Genomic DNA, 21,218 nt, shown 5'->3' with positions numbered 1-21,218 from the left:
GCAACTTACGCGCCGCGCGAAAAGGATTGATACGCGCGACTGAGCGATTCACAATACAACAGCTGTGATTAAAAAGTGAAATGGTGCCCCGTGCCGGAATCGAACCAGCACTCCTCTCGGAACCTGATTTTGAGTCAGGCGCGTCTACCAATTCCGCCAACGGGGCACGGATACCTTTCGGGGTAGCAAAAAGCGTTTACACGAACCGTTTCGGAACGGTCAACCGGGATTTTGAAGATCGGGGGCCGGGAATCACAAAACTGTGCAATTCGCGCTGTAGCAAATCATTTACAGCATGGCCAATCCTGCCTAAAAGGCGGGAACCGAAACTGGAAATCCTTGATGCTTCGACGCCTTTACGACTGGACCATGTCGCTTGCCGCCCGGAAATCCGCCGAAGCGTGGCTCGCGGTCATCGCATTTGTCGAAAGTTCCGTCTTCCTGGTTCCGGCCGATGTTCTCTTCCTGCCGATGGCGCTGGCCAAGCCCGAGCGTGCCTACCGCTATGCGCTGGTGGCAACGATCGCGTCCGTTCTCGGCGGCATTGCCGGCTGGTATATCGGTCATTACGCCTTTGAGGCCCTGGCAAAGCCGATCCTGCATTTCTATGGCAAGCTCGAAGCCTTCGAGGCGATGAAAGCATCGGTCGGCTATGAGACGCTGGTGCTGCTGCTGGTCACATCAGGCCTTGCGCATCTGCCGCCGATCAAGGTTGTGACCATCCTGTCGGGTGCTGCCAATATCAGTCTGGGGCTGTTCATCGTCTCGGCAGTCATTGCCCGCGGCGCCCGCTTCTTCCTTCTCGCCTGGCTTTTGCAGCGCTATGGCGAAGAAATCCGCCATTTCATCGAAAAGCGTCTCGGTCTTCTGGCAGCGGCTTGCGCCGGTGTGCTGATCGCCATGTTCGCCGCCTACCGTTTCCTTGCCTGAGATTTTGCCTGACATTCCGATGGAGCCCGCCGTGAGCGACAGCCAGACCCAGTCCCCCCGCGGCCTTCTGCCGTCTGTCCTTGCCACGCTCGGCATGACCGGCACCGTCGGCGGCGCGCTCGCGTTCGAGCATATCGGCGGCTACATCCCCTGCGCGCTCTGCCTCTTGCAGCGCACGCCCTATTACTGGGGCATTCCGATCGGCCTCGTCGCGATTGCGACGTCCTTCCTGCGTCTTCCGGTCTGGACGACCCGCGCGCTGCTGGTGGTCATCGGCATCCTGATGCTGGTGGGGGCCGGAACCGGCGTCTATCACGCCGGTGTCGAATGGCATTTCTGGGAAGGGCCTGCCACCTGCGCAACATCGGCCTCAGGCGTGTCCGGCAATGTCGGCGACCTGCTCGGCGATCTCGACAGCAAACACGGCCCGTCTTGCACGGATGCAGCCCTGCGCGTGCTCGGTCTGTCCTTTGCCGGATGGAATGTCATTGCCAGCCTGATCCTGGCGGCCATTGCCCTGCGCGGCGCCGCCAAGGCGTAAGCCTTGACGCGGCTGCAAGCGCAGCCGCAGCCGTTACAGATATCCAGCCCGCTCGATCAAGGCTGCAGTTCGACATCCCAGTAGAGATAGTCCATCCAGCTGTCATGCAGATGGTTGGGCGGGAACAGCCGGCCGTTATTGTGCAGGTCCTGCACCGTCGGGTGGAACGGTTTCTGGTGCGGGAACATGCCCGCCTGGCGTGGCATCTTGCCGCCCTTGCGCAGATTGCACGGCGAGCAGGCGGCGACGACATTTTCCCAGGTGGTCTGGCCGCCGCAGCAGCGCGGGATCACATGGTCGAAGGTCAGATCGTCCGGCGAGCCGCAATACTGGCATTCGAAGCGGTCACGCAGGAACACGTTGAACCGCGTGAAGGCCGGATGGCGCGACGGCTGCACGTAGCTTTTCAGGCAGACGACACTGGGCAGGCGCATGGAAAAGCTGGGGGAAGAGACCTGATGATCGTATTCGGCCAGGATATGCACACGGTCTAGGAAAACGGCCTTGATCGCGTCCTGCCAGGACCAGAGCGACAAGGGGTAATAACTCAGCGGCCTATAGTCAGCGTTCAGCACGAGCGCTGGAAGGCCGTGTGGTGAGACTGCAATCGTCAAGCCAGTATACTCCTGCTCGATTCGGCACCTGCACCTTCTATATTAGGCCCGTTGCGTCAGGATTGTGAAGCCAAAAGGAAAAAGGAAACAAAAGATTCGCTTTTTGTCTCAAAGAGGCGCCGGAGTGCCGTCCCGGCGCATTTGCGTGGCATAATAGGCCCAGAACAACCGCGCCGCGACGCTGCGCCAGGGCGCCCAGAGCGCCGTCAGCGAATCAAGTTCACGCACAGACGGGCGCGTCTCCAGCATCAGCGCATGCCCGACCGCGTTTTGCAGCGCGATATCGCCGACCGGAAACACATCGGGATGACCGGCGCAAAACAGAAGATAGACTTCAGCGGTCCAGCGGCCGACGCCCTTGATGGCGGTCATCTCGCGGATCGCGGCGCTGCCCTCGATCGAACAGATTGCCTCCAGGTCTAGCTCGCCGTCCAGAACGGCGCGCGCCACCCGCCGAAGCGTATCGGCCTTGGCGCGCGACAGGCCGACCATACGGCAATCCTCGTCGGACATGGCGGTCACGCTGCGGGCGTCGATCAGACCCACCGCCATCTCCATGCGGTTCCAGATTGCAGCAGCACTGGCTTTCGACACCATTTGCGAAACGATGATATTGGCGATGCCGCGATAGCCGGGATCGGTGCGGCGCAGGGGAACGGGGCCAGCCTTCGACACGACATGCTCCAGCCGCGCATCGAGCATCACCAGACCGCTCAGCCCTGCGGTGATATCCTCATGCGTGCGGATGATCCGCATGTCCATTCCTCCACCCGCCATCCGCCTATGCTTGCCGACGGACAAAACCCGTGGCCGGATGCGCGCTTCCGTGCCAAGACGTAAATATGAACAAACCAGCCTCAAAACAACCGGTCTTCCGCTTTGCACCAAGCCCGAACGGCCAGCTGCATCTCGGCCATGCGCTCTCGGCCATTCTCAACCATGACATGGCGAAAAGGGAGCACGGACGCTTCCTCCTGCGGATCGAGGATATCGATATTGCCCGCTCTACGCCGGAATTCGAAGCCGGGATCATCGCCGATCTCAAATGGATGGGACTTGACTGGGAACAGCCGGTGCGGCGGCAATCGGAGCACCTCGATCTCTACCGCCAGTCGCTCGGCCAGCTGATCGCGCGCGATCTGGTCTATCCGGCTTTCCTGACGCGCGGTGCGATCAAAACGGCGGTCGGTGAATTCGAGACAAGGGGAAAGACGTGGCCACGCGATCCCGACGGCGCGCCGCTCTATCCCGGCGAGGAACGCAGGCTGTCAGACGCTGCCCGCCAGCGCATGCTCGCCGGCGGCAAGCCGCATGCCTGGCGGCTGGACATGGCCAAGGCGATGGCGCAGCTGCAAGAACCGCTGACATGGCAGGAAAGCGGCAGCGGCCCGAAGGACGAAACAGGTTTGATTGCGGCCGATCCGTCCGCCTGGGGCGATGTCGTGCTGTCACGCTCGGATGCGCCATCGAGCTATCATCTGGCGGTGACGCTGGACGATGCGCTGCAAAGGGTGAGCCATGTGGTCAGGGGCAGCGATCTGTTCCATGCCACATCGGTGCACCGGCTGCTGCAAACCCTGCTCGATCTGCCCCAGCCGGTCTATCATCATCACCGGCTGATCCTTGGTCCAGACGGCCGCAAGCTATCGAAAAGCAATCGCGACACCGGCATCGCCGCGTTCCGGGAGGCGGGCAAGACGCCGGATGATATCAGACAGATGCTGCTGCTATAGGACGTTTTCCCTGGGGACCTCGGGCTGCGCGGCTTCCGGATCGGCCTTAACCGCCTCTTCGCGCGGCCCCATGATATGGCGGATGACCATGCGCTTGACCTTGTATTTCATGATCGCCGCGTTGATCTCGGCGCCGAGAATGAAGATGACGCCGACGATATAGAGAAACACCAGCGCGATCATGATCGAGGCGAGACCGGCATAGGTCGAGACGTAATTGGCGAACGTGGACAGGTAGGACGCAAACACATAGGCGCCGACAGACCAGGCGATCAGCGTCAGGATGATGCCCGGCAGCACGTCCATGATCTTGCGCCGCCCGTCCGGCAGCCAGAGATGGCTGACGATGAGGCCGGTGGTCAGCATGATGAAGACGCCAGCAAGGCTCCAGCTGTCGATCATCGACAGCAGGCCGTTAAACCAGGGTAGATAGGTGCCGGCATAGCGGATGGCGAGCGGCACGGCGACCAGCAGCAGGCTGACGATCGCAAGCACCAGGACGCCGGCCAGCACGAAGGCAAGGCTCGCCACACGCGTCTTGTACCAGGCCCGGCTTTCGGCCACCCGGTAGGCGCGGTTGAGCGAGACGCGCAGCGCCTCGACGCCGTTGGAGGCGAAATAGGCGGCGGCGAGAACCGACACGGTCAAAAGTCCGCCGCGCGGCGTGGTCAAGACCCGCACGACTTCATCGGAAATCGGCTTGGCGATCGATTCGGGCCAGGTGTCGAAAATGAAATGCACCGCGGTCGTGGCAAACTGGTCGGCGCCGAGAAAGCTGCCGAGCGCCGTGCCGAAGATCAGGAAGGGAAAGATCGCCAGAAGGGTGGAGAGCGCCACATGGCTCGCCATCGCCCAGCCGTCGTCTTCGCTGAAATGCCAGACGGCATCGAAAACGACCTTCCAGGCTATGCGTACGAAGGCCGGCATTCTCTCTCCAACTGTCTCATCATGCTCCCCGGATTGTCACCCGCTCATGAATATGGGAGACCGGTCGGCAATTTCTACAGGAAACGACCCATTATGATCGACCGTCCCTCGATAATCGTCACCGGCTGCTCCTCCGGCATTGGTGCCTGGTGCGCCCGCGCCCTCCTTAAGGACGGCTGGCGGGTCTTTGCCACCGTCCGCAAGGCGGAGGATCTTGCCGCACTGGAAAATGACGGCATCGAAGCCTTCCTGATGGATTATACCAAACCGGACACCATATCCAAACTTGTCGACGACGTGTTTGCCCGCACCGGCGGCAGGCTGGATGCCCTGTTCAACAATGGCGCCTATGGCCAGGCGGGTGCCGTCGAGGACCTGCCGGTGGAAGCATTGCGGCTGCAGCTGGAAACCAACGTCATCGGCTGGCACGACCTGACCCGGCGGATCATCCCGGCGATGCGGGCACAGGGTCACGGCCGCATCGTGCAATGCTCGTCCATTCTGGGCATTGTCCCGTTCAAGTGGCGGGGGGCGTATAATGCGTCGAAATTTGCGCTGGAAGGCCTGACCTTGACCATGCGCATGGAACTGGAAGGCAGCGGCATCGAAGTGAGCCTGATCGAGCCCGGACCGATCACATCGCGCTTTACCGCCAATGCGATCGTCAATATCGAGCGGTTCATCGACCTCAGGGGGTCTGTCCATGCCGTGGAGTATGAACGGCAGATGCGGCGGCTCAAGGGGGAAAGCGGAGCGGCAAAGGGCAAGCTTGAGCCCGATGCGGTGTATACTGCGCTGAAACGCGCATTGACCGCGAAGAAGCCGAAGCCGCATTACATCGTGACGCAGCCGGCCAAGCAGGGTGCGCTTTTGAAGAAACTGCTGCCGGCCGGGCTGTTCTATCGTTTGATGGGCCGCTTCGGCTGAGCTGAAAGGCAAGGGTTAGTCACATGCATAGTTTTCTCACCGGTCTGACACTGCTCGTCATGGGCCTTGTCGCCATCGTCCTGATCCGCGGTCTGCTCCATATGGCAAAAGGCGGCGACGGCAACACGTCCAACAAGCTGATGCAGGCGCGCGTATTCCTGCAGGCGGTGGCGATCGTCCTGATCATGCTGACCCTGTGGATCACCGGCGGCGGCCGCTGATCGATGGTGAAGCTCAACAAGATCTACACAAAGACCGGCGATGACGGCACCACGGGGCTTGCCACCGGCCCACGCCGCCTGAAAAGCGACCTGCGCGTCGAGGCCTATGGCACGATCGACGAGACCAACTCCTTCATCGGGCTGGCACGCCAGCATACGCAGGAATTGGCCGGGCTCGATGCGATGCTGATGCGCATTCAAAACGACCTGTTCGACCTTGGCGCCGACCTTTCGACGCCCGATACCGGCGAAACGCTGGCCTACGAGCCGCTGCGGATCATCGCAGCGCAGGTGACGCGGCTGGAAGCCGAAATTGACGAACTGAACGGCGACCTCGATCCGTTGCGCTCCTTCGTCCTGCCCGGTGGCAGCGGTGCTGCCGCCACATTGCACATGGCCCGCACGGTAGCGCGCCGCGCCGAACGGCTGATGGTGGACCTTGCCCGCATCGACGGCGAGATCGTCAGCGGCGAAGCGCTCGCCTATGTCAACCGGCTGTCCGATTTCCTCTTCGTTGCCGCCCGCTGGACCAACGGCAAAGGCAAGTCGGACGTGCTTTGGGTTCCGGGGAAAAACAGGTAAGCTCAAAAACAGACAAGCTTGACGCCGATCACCGCTTCGAGGAACCAACGCGCCTATGTTCATACCGCTGCACGACGCGAATTCTCTCAAGCATATCAAGGTCCAATACGTCACGATCGGCGTGATCGTCATCAACACCATCATCTGGTTGCTGACCGGGCCGTTGCTGGCGCCCGAGCAGGTCACCAATGCCGCGACGATGGGCCTGGGCTACATCCCGGCAATCGCCTTCGACAATGCGCATCTGGCGCCGAACCTGGTGCTCGTACCCGATGATGCCACCTATCTGACCTATTCCTTCCTGCATGGCGATTTCTGGCATCTGGCCGGCAACATGCTGTTCCTTTGGGTGTTCGGTGACAATGTCGAGGATGCGCTGGGGCATTTCCGCTTCCTCCTCTTCTATCTCCTCTGCGCGGCCGCCGGGGCGCTGATGCATGGACTGATCAACACGCAATCGCAGGCGCCGCTGATCGGCGCATCCGGGGCCATTTCCGGTGTCGTCGCCGCCTATTTCCTGTTGCATCCGAAGGTGCGCGTCTGGGTGCTGGTGCTGTTTCGCATCCCGCTGCCCCTGCCCGCCTTCATTCCGCTGGCCTTCTGGATCGGCCAGCAGTTTTTCATGGTTCTGATCGACCCGGAAGGCGACGTTTCCTGGGGCGCACATGTCGGCGGCATCATTGCCGGGCTGATCCTGGTGGTCATTTTGCGACGCCGCGACGTGCCCCTGTTCGACCGGACGATCGTGACACCCCGCGCCGTGCGGCATGTTGAAGCAGCCCCGGTCGCCGTGCCGCCGGCTTCCTCCGAGCCGGTGAGAAAGCCCACACAATGGGGCCGGCCAAGCTGAAGTCTTCCCGGCAAATGCTGGTGGTCCGGGATAGCCAATTGAAAACAGGGCGTTAATGGACTTGGGACACGCACAGGGTACTCCGGCCTCCCAGAAGAAGACCGCTTTCTTCGAGTTTATGATTGACGCGCACGTAAACGTCAGTATTTTTCCCGTGGCAATCTTGCGAGCGAGCTATGGGCAAAGATTGTAATTGGAGAAAAAACGCGTATCGATGTCGCCAACCGACAATCAGGCCGCTGCGTTAAAGCGCATTTTCTCGCAAACGTTTCGTAAGGAAGGACATCATGAAAGTTCTGGTCACCGTCAAGCGTGTCGTCGATTACAACGTGAAGATCCGGGTGAAGCCGGATGGATCGGGTGTCGAGCTTGCCAATGTGAAGATGTCGATGAACCCGTTCGACGAGATTTCGGTCGAGGAGGCGCTTCGCCTGAAGGAAGCCGGCAAGGTCGAGGAAGTGGTCGTCGTTTCCGTTGGCCCGGCGAAAGCCGAAGAGACGCTCCGCACGGCTTTGGCCATGGGCGCCGACCGGGCGATCCTGGTCGAGACCGACGATGCGGTCGAACCGCTGGCCGTTGCCAAGATCATCAAGGGCGTGGCGGAAGCCGAACAGCCCGGCCTGATCATCGTCGGCAAGCAGGCGATCGATGACGATTCGAACCAGACCGGCCAGATGCTGTCGGCGCTGCTCGGCTGGGCGCAGGGCACGTTTGCCTCCAAGATCGAGCTTGGCGACGGCAAGGCTGCCGTGACGCGTGAAGTCGATGGCGGATTGCAGACGATCGAGATCAAGCTGCCGGCGGTGGTGACCACCGACCTGCGTTTGAACGAGCCGCGTTATGCCTCGCTGCCCAACATCATGAAGGCCAAGAAGAAGCCGCTCGACAAGAAGAGCCCGGCCGATTTCGGCGTCGAGACCAGCCCGCGCCTGAAGGTCCTGAAGACCGAGGAGCCCTCGGGCCGCAAGGCCGGCATCAAGGTCAAGACCGTTGCCGAACTGGTCGACAAGCTCAAAAACGAAGCCGGCGTCCTCTAAAAGCCCCAGAATAAGGAGACTAACACCATGGCCATTCTTCTTCTGGCTGACCACGACAACGTAACCCTGTCTGACCAGACTGCCAAGGCGCTGACGGCTGCAAGCCAGATCGGCGGCGACGTGCATGTTCTCGTCGCAGGCAAGGGTGCACAGGCTGCAGCCGATGCCGCTGCAAAACTCACCGGCGTTTCCAAGGTTCTGCTGGCCGACAGCGACGACCTTGCCAACAACCTGGCAGAACCGCTCGCAGCCCTGATCGTCTCGCTCGCCGGGTCCTACGACACCATCCTGTCGGCGGCCACCTCGACCGGCAAGAACGTTTTGCCGCGCGTTGCAGCTCTGCTGGATATTGTGCAGATCTCCGAGATCACCGAGGTCGTCTCGGCCGACACGTTCAAGCGGCCTATCTACGCCGGCAATGCCATTCAGACGGTGCAGTCGGGCGAGGCGAAAAAGGTGATCACCGTGCGCACCGCCTCCTTTGCATCGGCTGCGGACGGCGGTTCGGCCCCGGTCGAAACCATTTCGGCTGCCGAAAACCCCGGCCTCTCGACCTTCGTCAAGGACGCGCTATCCTCGTCGGACCGTCCGGAACTGACGTCTGCCAAGATCATCATTTCCGGCGGCCGCGCACTCGGCTCCTCGGACAAGTTCCAGGAAGTCATTCTGCCGGTGGCCGACAAGCTGGGTGCCGCCGTCGGCGCATCGCGCGCTGCTGTTGATGCAGGTTATGCCCCCAACGACTGGCAGGTTGGCCAGACCGGCAAGGTCGTCGCCCCCCAGCTCTATATCGCGGTCGGCATCTCCGGCGCGATCCAGCATCTGGCCGGCATGAAGGACAGTAAAGTCATCGTCGCCATCAACAAGGACGAGGAAGCCCCGATCTTCCAGGTGGCGGATTACGGCCTCGTCGGCGACCTCTTCACCATCCTGCCGGAGCTTGAAAAAGCCCTCTGAGCTTTTTGACGTCGATATCGGCGGCCGCGCAACTGAGCGCGGCCGTTTTTCGTTTTATAAGCAATGCGTTTCCTACATCGCCAATGCCGTCCGCCGCGAATAAAGGCTGGAAAATTGGCTGCGATGCCTTTATCACTGGCATCCGGATATCTCGCCCCGCCGGGCGTTTTGCCTTTTGCACGAACGGAAGCGCAATCGCACTTTCGTTAGGATGATGGAAAATCGGCTCGATGATCAAAAATGTCGGAATTGTTGGCGCTGGACAGATGGGCTGCGGCATTGCCCAGGTATCGGCTTCGGCTGGCTACAAGGTGCATATTTACGACATTTCGGCCGACCGGGTTGAAGCAGGGCTTGCGACCATCAACGGCAATATGGCCCGCCAGGTGTCCTCCGGCAAACTGACGGACGACGAACGCAAGAAGGCGCTGTCGCTGATCAAGGGCTCCGCCGATGTCAACGACCTCTCGCCGATGGATCTGGTGATCGAGGCTGCCACCGAAGACGAAAGCGTCAAGCGCAAGATCTATGGCCATGTCTGTCCAGTTCTAAAGGCCGACGCCATTCTCGCTACCAACACCTCCTCGCTGTCGATCACCCGGCTCGCCTCTGCGACCGACCGGCCGGAACGCTTCATGGGCATCCATTTCATGAACCCGGTTCCGGTGATGAAGCTGGTCGAACTGGTGCGCGGCATCGCCACTGAAGAAGGCACGTTCGCAACCGCCAAGCAATTCGTCGCAACACTCGACAAGACGATCACGGTTGCGGAAGATTTTCCCGCTTTCATCGTCAACCGCATCCTCTTGCCGATGATCAACGAAGCGATCTACACGCTCTATGAAGGCGTCGGCAGCGTCGATGCGATCGATACGGCCATGAAACTCGGCGCCAACCATCCGATGGGCCCGCTGCAGCTTGCCGATTTCATCGGGCTCGATACCTGCCTGTCGATCATGCAGGTGCTGCATGACGGCCTGGCGGATTCGAAATACCGCCCCTGCCCGCTGCTCGTCAAATACGTCGAGGCCGGCTGGCTCGGCCGCAAATCCGGCCGCGGCTTTTACGACTATCGCGGCGAGGTTCCCGTTCCGACGCGGTAAATCAAGCGGCGGGAATGTCGGTCCTGGCAAAAATTGATACCCTTAAAAAGCTTCCGCAATCACCGGTCTATCGAGGAACGCGGGGAATGACCCCACATGGCGTCAATTTCTTCCTTGCCGATCGTTCCGCGATGCGGACCGGCCTGATCTGCAAGATCGGCGGCAATGCGCGCGACGCGATCCGCAAGCGGCTCCTTCTCACGGTCTCCGCATAATCCGCCTTTGAGCACCTGACTAACATCCTCAGTCATCGTGACGTCCCTCTTCAAAATACCGTAACTCAGCTGCCACCAGCCGCCGCCTTCACCAAGGCCTTGGCATCCCCGCTGTCCCAGGCCGCAGGACCGTTCATCGACGAAATCAGGCAGCCCTTGTCGTCCATCAAAAGCGTCACCGGCAGGCCGAAGGCAAGGCCTTCCTTTTTCAACGCATTGAAAACGCCCATCGAGGCATCGCGGTAGTAGCCAAGGTCGTGCACGCCGGTTTCGTTCAGGAATGCGGTCGGCTTTTCATCGCCGCCGATATCGATATTCACAGCCACGACTTCGAATTTGTCGCTGCCGGCCGATTGCTGCAGCGCGTTCAGCGCCGGCATTTCCTCGCGGCATGGCACGCACCATGTCGCCCAGAGATTGAGAAGGACGGTCTTGCCGGTGAAATCGGCGATGGTCAGGTCCTTGCCGTCCTTGCCTTTGAAATTCAGGCCGGGGAGCGGGCGGGGATCACTGGCCGGCGCCATGGCGGCGACCTGGCCCTTGAGGAACGGGGTGATGGCCGCGACCTTGTCTTTTGCCGCCTCGCAGGTCCTGGCACCTGCGGTTTCCACCGCCGCACCATTGCCAGACCCGCTTTCCCTGACGTATACCGCTGCCGCACCGGCGATCAGCCCCCCGAGGGCAGCGATCATAACCAGTCTGGCAGGGGGAAAGCGTTTCTTCCTGTCGTTTACGTGATTTTCCAAAACGGGTCATTCTCCAGGACGGGCATCTTCATGGCTGACGGCACTTCTGAAACCAAAAGCTCCAACCAGATGTGGGGCGGTCGCTTTGCGCAAGGACCAGCGGCGATCATGGAGGAGATAAATGCCTCGATCGGCTTCGACAAGAAGCTTTTCGCCCAGGACATCCGCGGCTCAATGGCGCATGCGACCATGCTGGCGCATCAAGGCATCATTTCGGCAGACGATAAAGACAAGATCGTTCACGGCCTCGACACGATCCTGTCAGAGATCGAGAGCGGCCAGTTCGAATTTTCCCGCCGTCTCGAAGATATCCATATGAACGTGGAGGCGCGCCTCAGCGACCTGATCGGCCCGGCGGCCGGCCGCCTGCACACCGCCCGCTCGCGCAACGACCAGGTGGCGCTCGATTTCCGCCTCTGGGTGAAGGAAGAGCTGCAGAAATGCGAGGGCATGCTGACGGATCTGATCGCCGCCTTCCTCGACCGCGCCGAAGAGCACGCCGAAACCGTCATGCCGGGCTTTACCCATTTGCAGACCGCCCAGCCCGTCACCTTCGGCCATCATTGCATGGCCTATGTCGAAATGTTCGGCCGTGACAGGCAGCGCGTGCGCCATGCGATCGAGCACATGGACGAAAGCCCGATCGGCGCTGCTGCGCTTGCCGGCACCGGCTTTCCGATTGACCGCCACATGACCGCCAAGGCGCTCGGCTTCCGCGAACCCACCCGCAACTCGATCGACACCGTGTCCGACCGCGACTTCGCACTGGAATTTTTGTCGATCTCCTCGATCTGCGCCGTGCATCTGTCGCGGCTGGCCGAAGAGATCGTCATCTGGTCGACGCCGCAATTCGGTTTCGTGCGCCTGTCGGATGCATTTTCCACCGGCTCCTCGATCATGCCGCAGAAGAAAAACCCCGACGCTGCCGAACTTGTGCGCGCCAAGACCGGCCGCATCAACGGCTCGCTGATCGCGCTTTTGACCGTCATGAAAGGCCTGCCGCTCGCCTATTCCAAGGATATGCAGGAAGACAAGGAACAGGTGTTCGATTCGGCCGAAAGCCTGGAACTGGCCATTGCCGCAATGACCGGCATGGTCCGCGACATGACCATCCGTGCGGACCGGATGAAGGCTGCTGCAGGTTCCGGCTATTCCACCGCCACCGACCTCGCCGACTGGCTGGTGCGCGAAGCGGGGCTTCCCTTCCGCGATGCTCATCATGTCACCGGCCGCGCCGTGGCGCTGGCCGAGCAGAAGGCTTGCGAGCTGGCGGAGCTTTCGCTGGAAGACCTGCAGGCGATCCATCCGGATATTACCGGTGACGTCTTCGGCGTCCTGACCGTCGAGGCCTCGGTTGCCAGCCGCACCTCCTTTGGCGGCACCGCTCCCAGTGAAGTGCGCAAGCAGATCGCCTGGTGGCGCAACCGCAACTGATCCAGGAATGAGGGCAAGATTCAGGGTGCACAATGCCCTGAAAAGCCGATATGAGTTTTGACGAATTTGCGCTGAAGGGCTGATTGCCCGGACCGGGAACCATCGATGCTGTCACGAAACACCGCCATTTTGATTGCAGCCCTTGCCATTGCCGGCCTGACGCTGTCGGGCTGCGGCCGCAAGGGCGATCTTGATCGTCCGGGCTCGTCTGCGCCGATCAACACCAAGGCAGCACCGGGCAGCCCTGAAACGAAGGACGAAGCGCCCGGCAAGCCGTTCTTCCTCGATCCCCTCCTGTAACAGAGCACACTCGTGAACCATTTCGAATATCGTGACGGCATTCTGTTTGCGGAAGACGTCTCCGTCATCGACATCGCCAAGGCGGTGGGCACACCCTTCTACTGCTATTCCACCGCAACGCTGGAACGGCACTATTCGGTGTTCTCCAAGGCGTTTTCCGATATCGACGCGATGGTCTGCTATGCCATGAAGGCGAATTCGAACCAGGCCGTGCTGAAGACGCTCGCCCGCCTGGGCGCCGGGGTCGATGTCGTCTCGGGCGGCGAACTGCGCCGGGCGCTTGCAGCCGGTATTCCTGCAAACCGCATCATGTTTTCCGGTGTCGGCAAGACGGCACAGGAAATGGACCTGGCGCTGGACGCCGGTATCTATTGCTTCAACGTCGAATCCGAGCCGGAACTGGAAGTGCTCAATGCTCGCGCCGTGCGCGAAGGCAAGAAGGCGCATGTCTCCTTCCGCATCAACCCGGATGTCGATGCCAAGACCCATGCGAAGATTTCGACCGGCAAGAAGGAAAACAAGTTCGGCATCGCCTATGAACGCGCCCGCGCTGTTTACGCCCATGCGGCGACCCTGCCCGGGATTCAGGCGACCGGCATCGACATGCATATCGGCAGCCAGATCACCGAGCTGCAACCCTTCGCCGATGCCTTCAAGCTCCTGCGCGAACTGGTCGACACGCTGCGCACCGACGGCCACAACATCGATCACGTCGATGTCGGCGGCGGTCTGGGCGTGCCGTACAAGCAGGACAACAGCCCTCCGCCCCTGCCCGACGCCTATGCCACGATCGTCAAGGACCAGCTGCGCGAGCTCGGCTGCAAGATCATCATGGAGCCCGGCCGGCTGATCGTCGGCAATGCCGGCATCATGGTCACGGAAGTCATCTATGTGAAGGATGGCGGCTCAAAGACCTTCGTCATCGTCGATGGCGCCATGAACGACCTGATCCGCCCGACGCTTTATGAGGCCTATCACGAGATCCAGCCGGTGCGCATCTCCGCCGCCAACGCACCGCGCATCAAGGCCGACATTGTCGGTCCCGTTTGCGAGACCGGCGACTATCTGGCGCTCGACCGCGAAATGGCCATGCCGAAGCCGGGAGACCTGATCTCGGTCGGCACCGCCGGCGCCTATGGGGCTGTGCAGGCCGGCACCTACAACAGCCGCCTTCTGGTCCCCGAAGTGCTAGTCAAAGGCGGCCGGTTCCATGTGATTCGTCCCCGCACCACCTATGAGGACCTGATCGGCCTCGATTCGGTTCCCGACTGGCTGGATTGACGACGGTTAAACGGCGGCCAACCGGCCGCTGTTGATGGGCCGCGCACCGCGCGCCAAAATCGATCACGATTGCGTTGCCGCCCTCGTCTTCGCCACAAAGAGTGTTATCCTCCACACGCACGTTTCAAACGTTGAAAGGGAACGGATGACGCAGATCCGGCGGGATAAAGCGACGGCAGCGCCAGGCTTCATGAAAAGTCTTGCGGTCAAACGAACGCTTGCGCGCATCGTTCTCGTTGCCGAGCAGATTGCTCCCCGTGCCCTGCCCCCGATTGCCGTCGTGCTGTTGTTTCTTTCCGCCGCCTGGTTCGGGTTCTTCCGGGTTGTGCCCGGCTGGCTGCATGCGGCATCGCTTTTTGCCTTCGCTGCCGCCTTCGTCATTTTCCTGATCCCACACCTGCGCGTGAAATTGCCCGGCAACACCGATGCGGACCGGATGCTGGAGGAGCGCAACGACCTGCCGCACCAGGCCATCCGCGTTCAGGACGATCAGCCGGCCACCAGCGGCGCCTTCGGCCAGGCTCTGTGGCAGGAACACCAGACGCGCATGGCGCGGATGATCGGTTCGCTGGAAGCCGGACTGCCCAAACCCGATATTGCCCGCACCGACAGCTACGGCCTGCGCGCCGTTCCCGTTCTGATTGCCTGCGTGGCCTTTGCCTATTCCTATTCGAACCGCGCCGGCCTGATCTCCGATGTCTTCCACCCGCCGCAAGACATTGCCGCCGTGCCGGATGTGCGCATCGACGCCTGGGTGACGCCCCCCGCCTATACCGGCCGGGCACCGGTTTTCCTGACAGGCAGCCAAGGCCCGCAAGAGGTTGCCGGAAGCACCGGAGCCTTGCGCATCCCGCAATTCAGCGAGCTGACCGTGCGCATCACCAGTGGCGGTGACGATACGCCGGTGACCTATCTGGAAAACGGTGCAACCCAGCCGCTGCTGATTGCAGCGCAGGCGGCAAAGCCCGGCACGGATGAGAAGGCTGCGGCGGAAACACCGCCAGCTGGACCTGCCAGGCCAAGCAGCAATACGCATATGATGAAGATCACCAAGGATGGCGCGCTGTCCGTTGGTGGCGAACAATGGGCCTTCACGGTTGTTCCCGACAGCGTTCCGGATATTGCCTTCGACGGCATTCCGCGCACGACGGTCAACGCGGCGCTGGAAATCGGCTTTGCTGCCAAGGACGACTACGGCATTCAGGAGGCCTGGGCCGAAATCACGCCGCTCGACACGCCCGCAGCCGACGCGCGGCCGCTATATCCGCGCCCCGAATACCGTCTCGACCTGCCCAAGCGCAACGCGCGCGAGGCCAAGGGCCTGACCAGCCGCAATCTCAGCGAACATCCGCTGTCGGGCAAGCGCGTGCGTGTCACCCTGGTTGCCAAGGATGCGGCCGGTCAGGAAGGCCGCAGCGTGCCGCAGGACATGATCCTGCCCGCGCGTCCTTTCTTCGAGCCTCTGGCCGGTGCCGTCGCCGAAGAGCGCCAGACATTTGCCCTCAACGCCAACGACCTGCCGCGCGCCATCGAACTCAACGACGCCCTGTCGGTGCGGCCTGATGAGACCATCCCCAACCTGACGCATTTCCTCTTGCTGCAATCGGCCGGCAGCCGCATGGCGCTGGCGCGCAATGACGACATGCTGCGCGACGCGGCGGGCTATCTCTGGGAAATCGCCCTTGGCATCGAGGCTGGCGACATGGCGCTGGCCGACAAGCGGCTGCGCGACGCCCAGCAGAATCTCTCCGACGCTCTCGAAAAGGGCGCATCGGATGAAGAGATCGCCAAGCTGATGCAGGAACTGCGCGACGCCATGCAGGCCTATATGGAGGCCTTGGCGAAGCAGGCGGCGAAGAACCCGCAGGTGGCCGCCAATCCGAACCAGAACAATGTGCTGCGTCAGCAGGATCTGGAAAAGATGATGAACCAGATCGAGAACCTCGCCAAATCCGGCGCCAAGGATCAGGCACGCCAGCTGCTGTCGGAAATGCAGCGCATGATGAACAATCTCCAGGCCGGCCGTCCCCAGCAGCAACAGCAGGGCCAGGACAACAGCGAGATGCGCCAGCAGATGGACAAGCTCGGCCAGCTGATGCAGGAGCAACAGCGGCTGATGGACGAGACGTTCAAATACGACCAGGCGCTGCGCGACCGCATGCAGCGCGGCGATCCGCTGGAGGGTCAGGATCAGGAACTGTTCGGCCAGGACATGCCGCAGCAGCCCGGCCAGCAGCCGAACGAACAGGGCCAGCAGCCCGGTCCATTCGACAATATGACGGCCGAAGAGCTGAAGCAGGCGCTGAAAGACATGCAGGCGCAGCAGGACCAGCTGGGCAAACAGCTCGGCGAATTGCAGAAGGGCCTTGAAGGCATGGGCATCAAGCCCGGAAAGGGCTTTGGTGAAGCCGGCCGCGAGATGAAGGGCGCTTCGGGCGCTCTTGGCAACGGCCAGGGCGAACAGGCCGTCGGCAGCCAGGGCCGCGCGTTGCAGGCGCTGCGTGACGGCGCGCAGGACATGATGCAGCAGATGCAAAGCCAGGGGCAAGGCCAGGGCCAGGGCGTGCCGCAATATGGCCAGAACGGCCGCGACCCGCTCGGCCGCCGCCAGCAGAATGCCGGACCGGACTTCGGCGACCAGGTCAAGGTGCCCGACGAAATCGACACCCAGCGCGCCCGAGAAATCCTCGACGAAATCCGCCGCCGGCTGGGCACGAATTCATCGCCGGAGACGGAGCGGCAGTATCTGGAGCGGTTGCTGGATATTCGGTGAGGTGTGATTGGGGCTGGTAGCAGCACTGACCGAGCATGTGGATACGACCCCCCTCTGTCACTCCGTGACATCTCCCCCGCAAGGGGGGAGATCATCATTCCCCTCAGAGGACAATCATCCTTTTCCCTTAAGAACAATGCCCGTCAGGGGCGCAGAACGCCGGCGGCCAATCTCCCCCCTTGCGGGGGAGATGTCACGGAGTGACAGAGGGGGGTACGTCACGGCAAAAATGCTCGACGGGTTGCTTAAGCCGCCAGCGCCACCGCAACAGCCTTGCGAATATCCGGCAACGTAAACGGCTTCGACACGACATCGATGACCTTTCCCGTCAGATTGTCGGCCCGTTCGCGCTGTTCGGCATAGCCGGTCATCAACAATATTTTCAACGCCGGAAATGCGGCGGATGCCTGGTGGGCAAGCTCGATGCCGTCCATGACAGGCATGCGGATATCCGACAGAAGCAGATCGAAATTTGCGCCCTTCAGGCAGGCCAGCCCCTCGGCGCCATCGGCCGCTTCGACGGTCTCATGACCATCCAGTTGCAGGGCGCGGGCAACGAAACGGCGCAGGCCGTCCTCATCTTCGGTAATCAGGATTTTCGCCATCATGGCCTCCGTTTCGTCAACACCTCACTGGCAACCCGCTGCCCTTGATGGCGCTGGTTCCCGGACCCGCAGCACAGACGCTGCGGGGTCAACACCACCAGAGTTTTGTTTGTTTTCCGTAAACGCCGATGCCGCGATCAGCGGCTTTCCACAGACAAGGTCCTATTCGGCATCGCCGGTGACAACGCCGACGAACGGCAGTTCGCGGAAGGCATAGGCGACGTCCATGCCATAGCCGACGACGAAATAATCGGGGCATTCGAAACCGACATAATCGGCCTCCAGATCGGTCGAGCGCTTGACCTTCTTGTCGAGCAGAACAGCGATCGTCACCGATTTTGCGCCGCGCTCCAGCATCAGTTCCTTGGCAAAGCGCAGGGTGCGGCCCGACTCCAGGATATCGTCGATCAGAAGAACATCGCGGCCATGCACATCGCTGTCGATATCCTTGATGATCTTGACGCCCTGCGACACCGTACCCGTTCCATAGCTGGACAGCGTGATGAACTCGACCTCCGGCGCAAGGCCGACGGTGTGCATCGCCCGGATGAGGTCGGCGGCGAAGATGAAGGAGCCCTTGAGAACGGCAATGACCAGAAGATCATTGAGCGGCCCCTTGACGATCTGCTCGGCCATTTCAACGTTGCGCGCCGCAATCACCTCGGCGGAATAGAGCGGATCAATATTTTTTCCACGGACGACGGGCATGTGGGGTGTCTCCAGAACGATAGTGGAGACTGCGCCTCCGGAACCTAGCCGCTTAACACAGTCAGGGCGCCGAATCACCCGGTTGACCGAAGGAAACGGCGACACCGGGCAGTTTTCCACCTGTGTGTAGGAGACGGGTCGAAAACGGACGGCTCTCGCCCGGAGCCAGAACCGTTTCGCTGGCGTCGATACGGGTGGCCGGGCGCCTGTGGCCGTTGGCGATCACATCGACCAGGATTGCCGGCACGGCCTTCGGTGCATCGGAGTGATTTTCGACCGCGCCGTAGACAGAGAGGATCTTCATGCCATTGGCATCGTTGAGCGACGTGGTGACATCGCTGATTGACAATGCCGGCGCCGGCGGAATGGCCGGCTGATACTGCGGCAGGCTGGCAAATAATACGAAGACCGGGGCGCATAGGCAGGTGACCAGGACGGCGAAAGCCTTGGGGGATGCCGTCTGCAGCAGGCGCTCGACATGATTGACCGCCCATCCGCACACCGATGCGACCGACCGCGCACTCCCCGAAGGCTCGGCTGCCGGACGCGCGCGATTATCGTTGAAAACCGGATAGACATGGCGCCGCCCGGGCGACACGACGGTCTCGAACTCTGCGTCAACGATATCGCTGCGTTTGGTCACAGCCCGTGCGGAAGCAGGCCGCCCCCGGCGTTCCGGTGGCAAGAAATCCATGCGGCTGGCAGCGCCGTTGGAGCGGAAAGCGTTCATCGTCTCTCCTTCGCAGCCAGACCGGCTCTCCCCGAATACTCCAAGGTATAGGCAGGCCAGATTCGGGCATTGAAACAAACCTTTCCCAGACGTAAACCTAAATGGTTAATGCTTTGAAAACGGCACTGCCGGACCGGGCCGTTTTCACGCAAAGTTAACCACTGTTTAACCATGTTGGCGCTGTAACAGGCATGCTGCGCCATATGCTGCAACAAGGGCCATCAACCTGCCGCGAAGACGTGGCAGGCTGGATCGAAGAGAAGCTGGACTGACCCGTTGATTCATTTTGAAAATGTCGGATTGCGCTATGGAATGGGCCCGGAAATCCTCCGCGACCTGACCTTCGACATTCCCAAGAAATCGTTCCAGTTCCTGACCGGTCCTTCCGGTGCGGGAAAGACCACGCTTCTGCGGCTGCTGTTTTTATCGCTGCAGCCGACACGCGGCCTCATCCGCATGTTCGACCGCAATATCTCGACCATTCCGCGCGACGAATTCCCGATGCTGCGCCGCCGTGTCGGCATCGTCTTCCAGGACTTCCGCCTGCTCGATCATCTGACAACCTACGAGAATGTCGCCCTGCCGCTGCGGGTGCGCGGCAAGGACGAATCGTCTTACCGGGCCGATGTTCTCGAACTGCTCGGCTGGGTCGGGCTTGGCGAACGCATCAATGTTTTGCCGCCGGTGCTTTCAGGCGGCGAAAAGCAACGCGCGGCGATTGCGCGCGCCCTGATCGACCGCCCGGAAATCCTGCTGGCCGACGAGCCGACGGGCAATGTCGATCCACCGATGGCGCGCCGCCTGCTCAATCTGTTCCTCGAGTTGAACCGGCTCGGCACCGCAGTCGTCATCGCGACGCACGATCTCTCGCTGATGGATCAGGTCGAGGCGCGACGGATGATCTTGTCGCAGGGGCGGCTTGATATCTATGAGTGAGGCGCCCGTCAACAACCGCACCAGCCCGGCTGCGCCGCAGGAGCGCAAGGCGGCGCTGCGTGTCCGCCCGACCGCGCCGATCGTGCCGCCGGGAAATGTCTCCGGCAATGCGCTCGTGCTGGTCATCGCCATCATGGCGTTTTTGGCCTGCCTGACACTTGGCGCCGTCAGCATGGTGCGCTCGACGGCGCAAAGCTGGGAAAGCCAGATTTCCCGCGAGATTACCATCCAGATCAAGCCGGACGAAAAGCTCGATATGGAAAAGGCCCTGGCGGACGCCCGCGATCTTGCCCTCACCTTTGACGGCACCACCAACGGCACCATCGTTGACAAGGCGGCGACCGCGCGCCTGCTGGAGCCCTGGCTTGGAGCCGGCCTTGATCTCGATGACCTGCCGGTGCCGCGCCTCGTGATCATCACCATCGACGAGCAGAACCCGCCGGATTTCGCCGCCATGCGGGCCATGCTGACGGAAACCATTCCACAGGCCTATCTCGACGATCACCGCACCTGGGTCGACCGGCTGGTGGCGATGGCCCATACCACGGCGCTGATCGGCACCGGCGTGCTGGTCCTGGTGTTTTCCGCCATGGTGCTGACGGTGATCTTTGCCACGCGCGGCACGCTCTCGGGCAACCGGCACATTGTAGAGGTTCTGCATTTCGTCGGGGCGGAGGCTGGCTTCGTCGCTTCGGAATTCCAGAAACACTTCTTGAAGATCAGCCTGAAGGGTTCGGGCGCCGGGGGGCTTCTGGCTGCGGCCTGCTTTGCCATTGCCAGCTTCTGGCAATCGCGGTCGCTGGCAACGCCGCAGAGCGACCAGACGACCGCCATGTTCGGCAGCTTCTCCATCGGCTATACCGGCTATCTCGGCATTGCCGCCATCATGATCGTGATTGCGCTGTTGACGACGCTGACGGCCCGTTTCACGGTGATGCGCACGATCTATGAAATCGATCTGATCCGGTCCGATCCGGCACGCATCGACGGCAATCAGACCTGATTGTCATGATTGCGCTGTCCTGCATCCCTCCGTTGCCGCAATCTGCTTCTATGGAAGAATCAGAA

At 61.4% G+C, this 21,218-nt stretch carries 25 protein-coding genes and 1 tRNA gene; 17 read left to right on the top strand and 9 right to left on the bottom strand.

What is annotated here, in order from left to right; genetic code table 11:
• Positions 1–81 precede the first annotated feature (81 nt).
• Positions 82–166 (bottom strand) — tRNA-Leu (locus ASD32_RS18650).
• 176 nt (positions 167–342) lie between these two features.
• Here ASD32_RS18650 and ASD32_RS18645 point away from each other — a divergent pair.
• Both ASD32_RS18645 and ASD32_RS18640 read left to right on the top strand, forming a co-directional pair.
• A complete protein-coding gene (locus ASD32_RS18645; RefSeq protein ID WP_060639499.1) occupies positions 343–930 on the top strand; it encodes a YqaA family protein in 588 nt (195 codons plus the stop codon).
• 19 nt (positions 931–949) lie between these two features.
• Positions 950–1,471 (top strand): disulfide bond formation protein B, encoded by a 522-nt coding sequence (locus ASD32_RS18640; protein ID WP_060639498.1) that lies wholly within the window; start codon positions 950–952, stop codon positions 1,469–1,471.
• A gap of 56 nt (positions 1,472–1,527) precedes the next feature.
• Here the strand turns inward: ASD32_RS18640 and ASD32_RS18635 are convergent, their stop codons facing one another.
• Together ASD32_RS18635 and ASD32_RS18630 are read right to left on the bottom strand one after the other, a co-directional pair.
• The gene (locus tag ASD32_RS18635; RefSeq protein WP_060639497.1) at positions 1,528–2,085 is read right to left on the bottom strand and encodes an HNH endonuclease; all 558 of its coding nucleotides are present in this window, start codon (positions 2,083–2,085) and stop codon (positions 1,528–1,530) included.
• A 108-nt stretch (positions 2,086–2,193) separates the two neighbouring features.
• Positions 2,194–2,841 (bottom strand): DNA-3-methyladenine glycosylase, encoded by a 648-nt coding sequence (locus tag ASD32_RS18630; protein WP_060639597.1) that lies wholly within the window; start codon positions 2,839–2,841, stop codon positions 2,194–2,196.
• 86 nt (positions 2,842–2,927) lie between these two features.
• Between ASD32_RS18630 and gluQRS the strand changes: the two genes are divergently transcribed.
• Complete coding sequence (gene gluQRS, locus ASD32_RS18625) at positions 2,928–3,818, top strand: tRNA glutamyl-Q(34) synthetase GluQRS (RefSeq protein WP_060639496.1); 891 nt, start codon at positions 2,928–2,930, stop codon at positions 3,816–3,818.
• Here gluQRS and ASD32_RS18620 read toward each other — a convergent pair.
• Complete coding sequence (locus tag ASD32_RS18620; RefSeq protein WP_060639495.1) at positions 3,813–4,745, bottom strand: YihY/virulence factor BrkB family protein; 933 nt, start codon at positions 4,743–4,745, stop codon at positions 3,813–3,815. The genes gluQRS and ASD32_RS18620 overlap by 6 nt on opposite strands.
• Positions 4,746–4,838: 93 nt before the next feature.
• Between ASD32_RS18620 and ASD32_RS18615 the strand changes: the two genes are divergently transcribed.
• From ASD32_RS18615 to ASD32_RS18590, 6 genes are all read left to right on the top strand, one after another.
• Positions 4,839–5,672: an SDR family oxidoreductase gene (locus tag ASD32_RS18615; RefSeq protein WP_060639494.1), complete on the top strand. Its 834-nt coding sequence runs from the start codon at positions 4,839–4,841 to the stop codon at positions 5,670–5,672.
• Positions 5,673–5,695: 23 nt separating this feature from the next.
• Positions 5,696–5,893, top strand: a complete 198-nt coding sequence (locus tag ASD32_RS18610) for a twin transmembrane helix small protein (protein ID WP_060639493.1) — start codon at positions 5,696–5,698, stop codon at positions 5,891–5,893.
• Positions 5,894–5,896: 3 nt separating this feature from the next.
• The gene (locus tag ASD32_RS18605) at positions 5,897–6,475 is read left to right on the top strand and encodes a cob(I)yrinic acid a,c-diamide adenosyltransferase (protein WP_060639492.1); all 579 of its coding nucleotides are present in this window, start codon (positions 5,897–5,899) and stop codon (positions 6,473–6,475) included.
• 55 nt (positions 6,476–6,530) lie between these two features.
• Positions 6,531–7,325 (top strand): rhomboid family intramembrane serine protease, encoded by a 795-nt coding sequence (locus ASD32_RS18600; protein WP_060639491.1) that lies wholly within the window; start codon positions 6,531–6,533, stop codon positions 7,323–7,325.
• Between the two features lie 287 nt (positions 7,326–7,612).
• Positions 7,613–8,362: an electron transfer flavoprotein subunit beta/FixA family protein gene (locus ASD32_RS18595; RefSeq protein WP_060639490.1), complete on the top strand. Its 750-nt coding sequence runs from the start codon at positions 7,613–7,615 to the stop codon at positions 8,360–8,362.
• Between the two features lie 27 nt (positions 8,363–8,389).
• Positions 8,390–9,319 carry an electron transfer flavoprotein subunit alpha/FixB family protein gene (locus ASD32_RS18590; protein WP_060639489.1) on the top strand — a complete coding sequence of 310 codons (930 nt, stop codon included), beginning with the start codon at positions 8,390–8,392 and terminating at the stop codon, positions 9,317–9,319.
• Here ASD32_RS18590 and ASD32_RS30045 read toward each other — a convergent pair.
• Positions 9,285–9,557, bottom strand: a complete 273-nt coding sequence (locus ASD32_RS30045) for a hypothetical protein (RefSeq protein ID WP_162252675.1) — start codon at positions 9,555–9,557, stop codon at positions 9,285–9,287. The two genes, ASD32_RS18590 and ASD32_RS30045, sit on opposite strands and share 35 nt — an antisense overlap.
• On the opposite strand from ASD32_RS30045, the gene ASD32_RS18585 reads away from it, so the two are divergent.
• Together ASD32_RS18585 and ASD32_RS30965 are read left to right on the top strand one after the other, a co-directional pair.
• The gene (locus ASD32_RS18585; protein ID WP_060639488.1) at positions 9,550–10,422 is read left to right on the top strand and encodes a 3-hydroxybutyryl-CoA dehydrogenase; all 873 of its coding nucleotides are present in this window, start codon (positions 9,550–9,552) and stop codon (positions 10,420–10,422) included. The genes ASD32_RS30045 and ASD32_RS18585 overlap by 8 nt on opposite strands.
• A gap of 86 nt (positions 10,423–10,508) precedes the next feature.
• Positions 10,509–10,637: a hypothetical protein gene (locus ASD32_RS30965; protein WP_280139458.1), complete on the top strand. Its 129-nt coding sequence runs from the start codon at positions 10,509–10,511 to the stop codon at positions 10,635–10,637.
• Between the two features lie 65 nt (positions 10,638–10,702).
• Here the strand turns inward: ASD32_RS30965 and ASD32_RS18580 are convergent, their stop codons facing one another.
• On the bottom strand, positions 10,703–11,329 hold the full coding sequence (locus ASD32_RS18580; RefSeq protein WP_060639487.1) for a TlpA disulfide reductase family protein: 627 nt from the start codon (positions 11,327–11,329) through the stop codon (positions 10,703–10,705).
• A gap of 84 nt (positions 11,330–11,413) precedes the next feature.
• Between ASD32_RS18580 and argH the strand changes: the two genes are divergently transcribed.
• The 4 genes from argH (at position 11,414) to ASD32_RS18560 (ending at position 17,171) form a co-directional block, all read left to right on the top strand.
• Positions 11,414–12,817, top strand: a complete 1,404-nt coding sequence (argH, locus tag ASD32_RS18575; RefSeq protein ID WP_060639596.1) for an argininosuccinate lyase — start codon at positions 11,414–11,416, stop codon at positions 12,815–12,817.
• Positions 12,818–12,922: 105 nt separating this feature from the next.
• The gene (locus tag ASD32_RS18570; protein ID WP_060639486.1) at positions 12,923–13,117 is read left to right on the top strand and encodes a lipoprotein; all 195 of its coding nucleotides are present in this window, start codon (positions 12,923–12,925) and stop codon (positions 13,115–13,117) included.
• A gap of 12 nt (positions 13,118–13,129) precedes the next feature.
• A complete protein-coding gene (lysA, locus tag ASD32_RS18565) occupies positions 13,130–14,398 on the top strand; it encodes a diaminopimelate decarboxylase (RefSeq protein WP_060639485.1) in 1,269 nt (422 codons plus the stop codon).
• A gap of 145 nt (positions 14,399–14,543) precedes the next feature.
• Positions 14,544–17,171 (top strand): TIGR02302 family protein, encoded by a 2,628-nt coding sequence (locus ASD32_RS18560; RefSeq protein WP_060639595.1) that lies wholly within the window; start codon positions 14,544–14,546, stop codon positions 17,169–17,171.
• A gap of 245 nt (positions 17,172–17,416) precedes the next feature.
• Here the strand turns inward: ASD32_RS18560 and ASD32_RS18555 are convergent, their stop codons facing one another.
• The 3 genes from ASD32_RS18555 to ASD32_RS18545 form a co-directional block, all read right to left on the bottom strand.
• Positions 17,417–17,776, bottom strand: coding sequence for a response regulator (locus ASD32_RS18555; protein ID WP_060639484.1), 360 nt, complete (start codon positions 17,774–17,776; stop codon positions 17,417–17,419).
• Positions 17,777–17,938: 162 nt separating this feature from the next.
• Complete coding sequence (hpt, locus tag ASD32_RS18550) at positions 17,939–18,484, bottom strand: hypoxanthine phosphoribosyltransferase (RefSeq protein ID WP_060639483.1); 546 nt, start codon at positions 18,482–18,484, stop codon at positions 17,939–17,941.
• Between the two features lie 61 nt (positions 18,485–18,545).
• Positions 18,546–19,214: a hypothetical protein gene (locus ASD32_RS18545; RefSeq protein ID WP_060639482.1), complete on the bottom strand. Its 669-nt coding sequence runs from the start codon at positions 19,212–19,214 to the stop codon at positions 18,546–18,548.
• Positions 19,215–19,490: 276 nt separating this feature from the next.
• Here ASD32_RS18545 and ftsE point away from each other — a divergent pair, with 276 nt between their 5' ends.
• Both ftsE and ASD32_RS18535 read left to right on the top strand, forming a co-directional pair.
• Complete coding sequence (ftsE, locus tag ASD32_RS18540; RefSeq protein WP_082546812.1) at positions 19,491–20,150, top strand: cell division ATP-binding protein FtsE; 660 nt, start codon at positions 19,491–19,493, stop codon at positions 20,148–20,150.
• Positions 20,143–21,153 carry an ABC transporter permease gene (locus tag ASD32_RS18535; protein WP_060639480.1) on the top strand — a complete coding sequence of 337 codons (1,011 nt, stop codon included), beginning with the start codon at positions 20,143–20,145 and terminating at the stop codon, positions 21,151–21,153. The genes ftsE and ASD32_RS18535 overlap by 8 nt, the downstream gene beginning before the upstream one ends.
• Positions 21,154–21,218 lie beyond the last annotated feature (65 nt).

The sequence above is a fragment of the Rhizobium sp. Root483D2 genome (genome assembly GCF_001426685.1).
Classification (GTDB): Bacteria; Pseudomonadota; Alphaproteobacteria; order Rhizobiales; family Rhizobiaceae; genus Pararhizobium; species Pararhizobium qamdonense.
The sequence above is the reverse complement of the archived record's forward strand: the minus strand, read 5'-3'. Positions and strand labels throughout refer to the sequence as shown.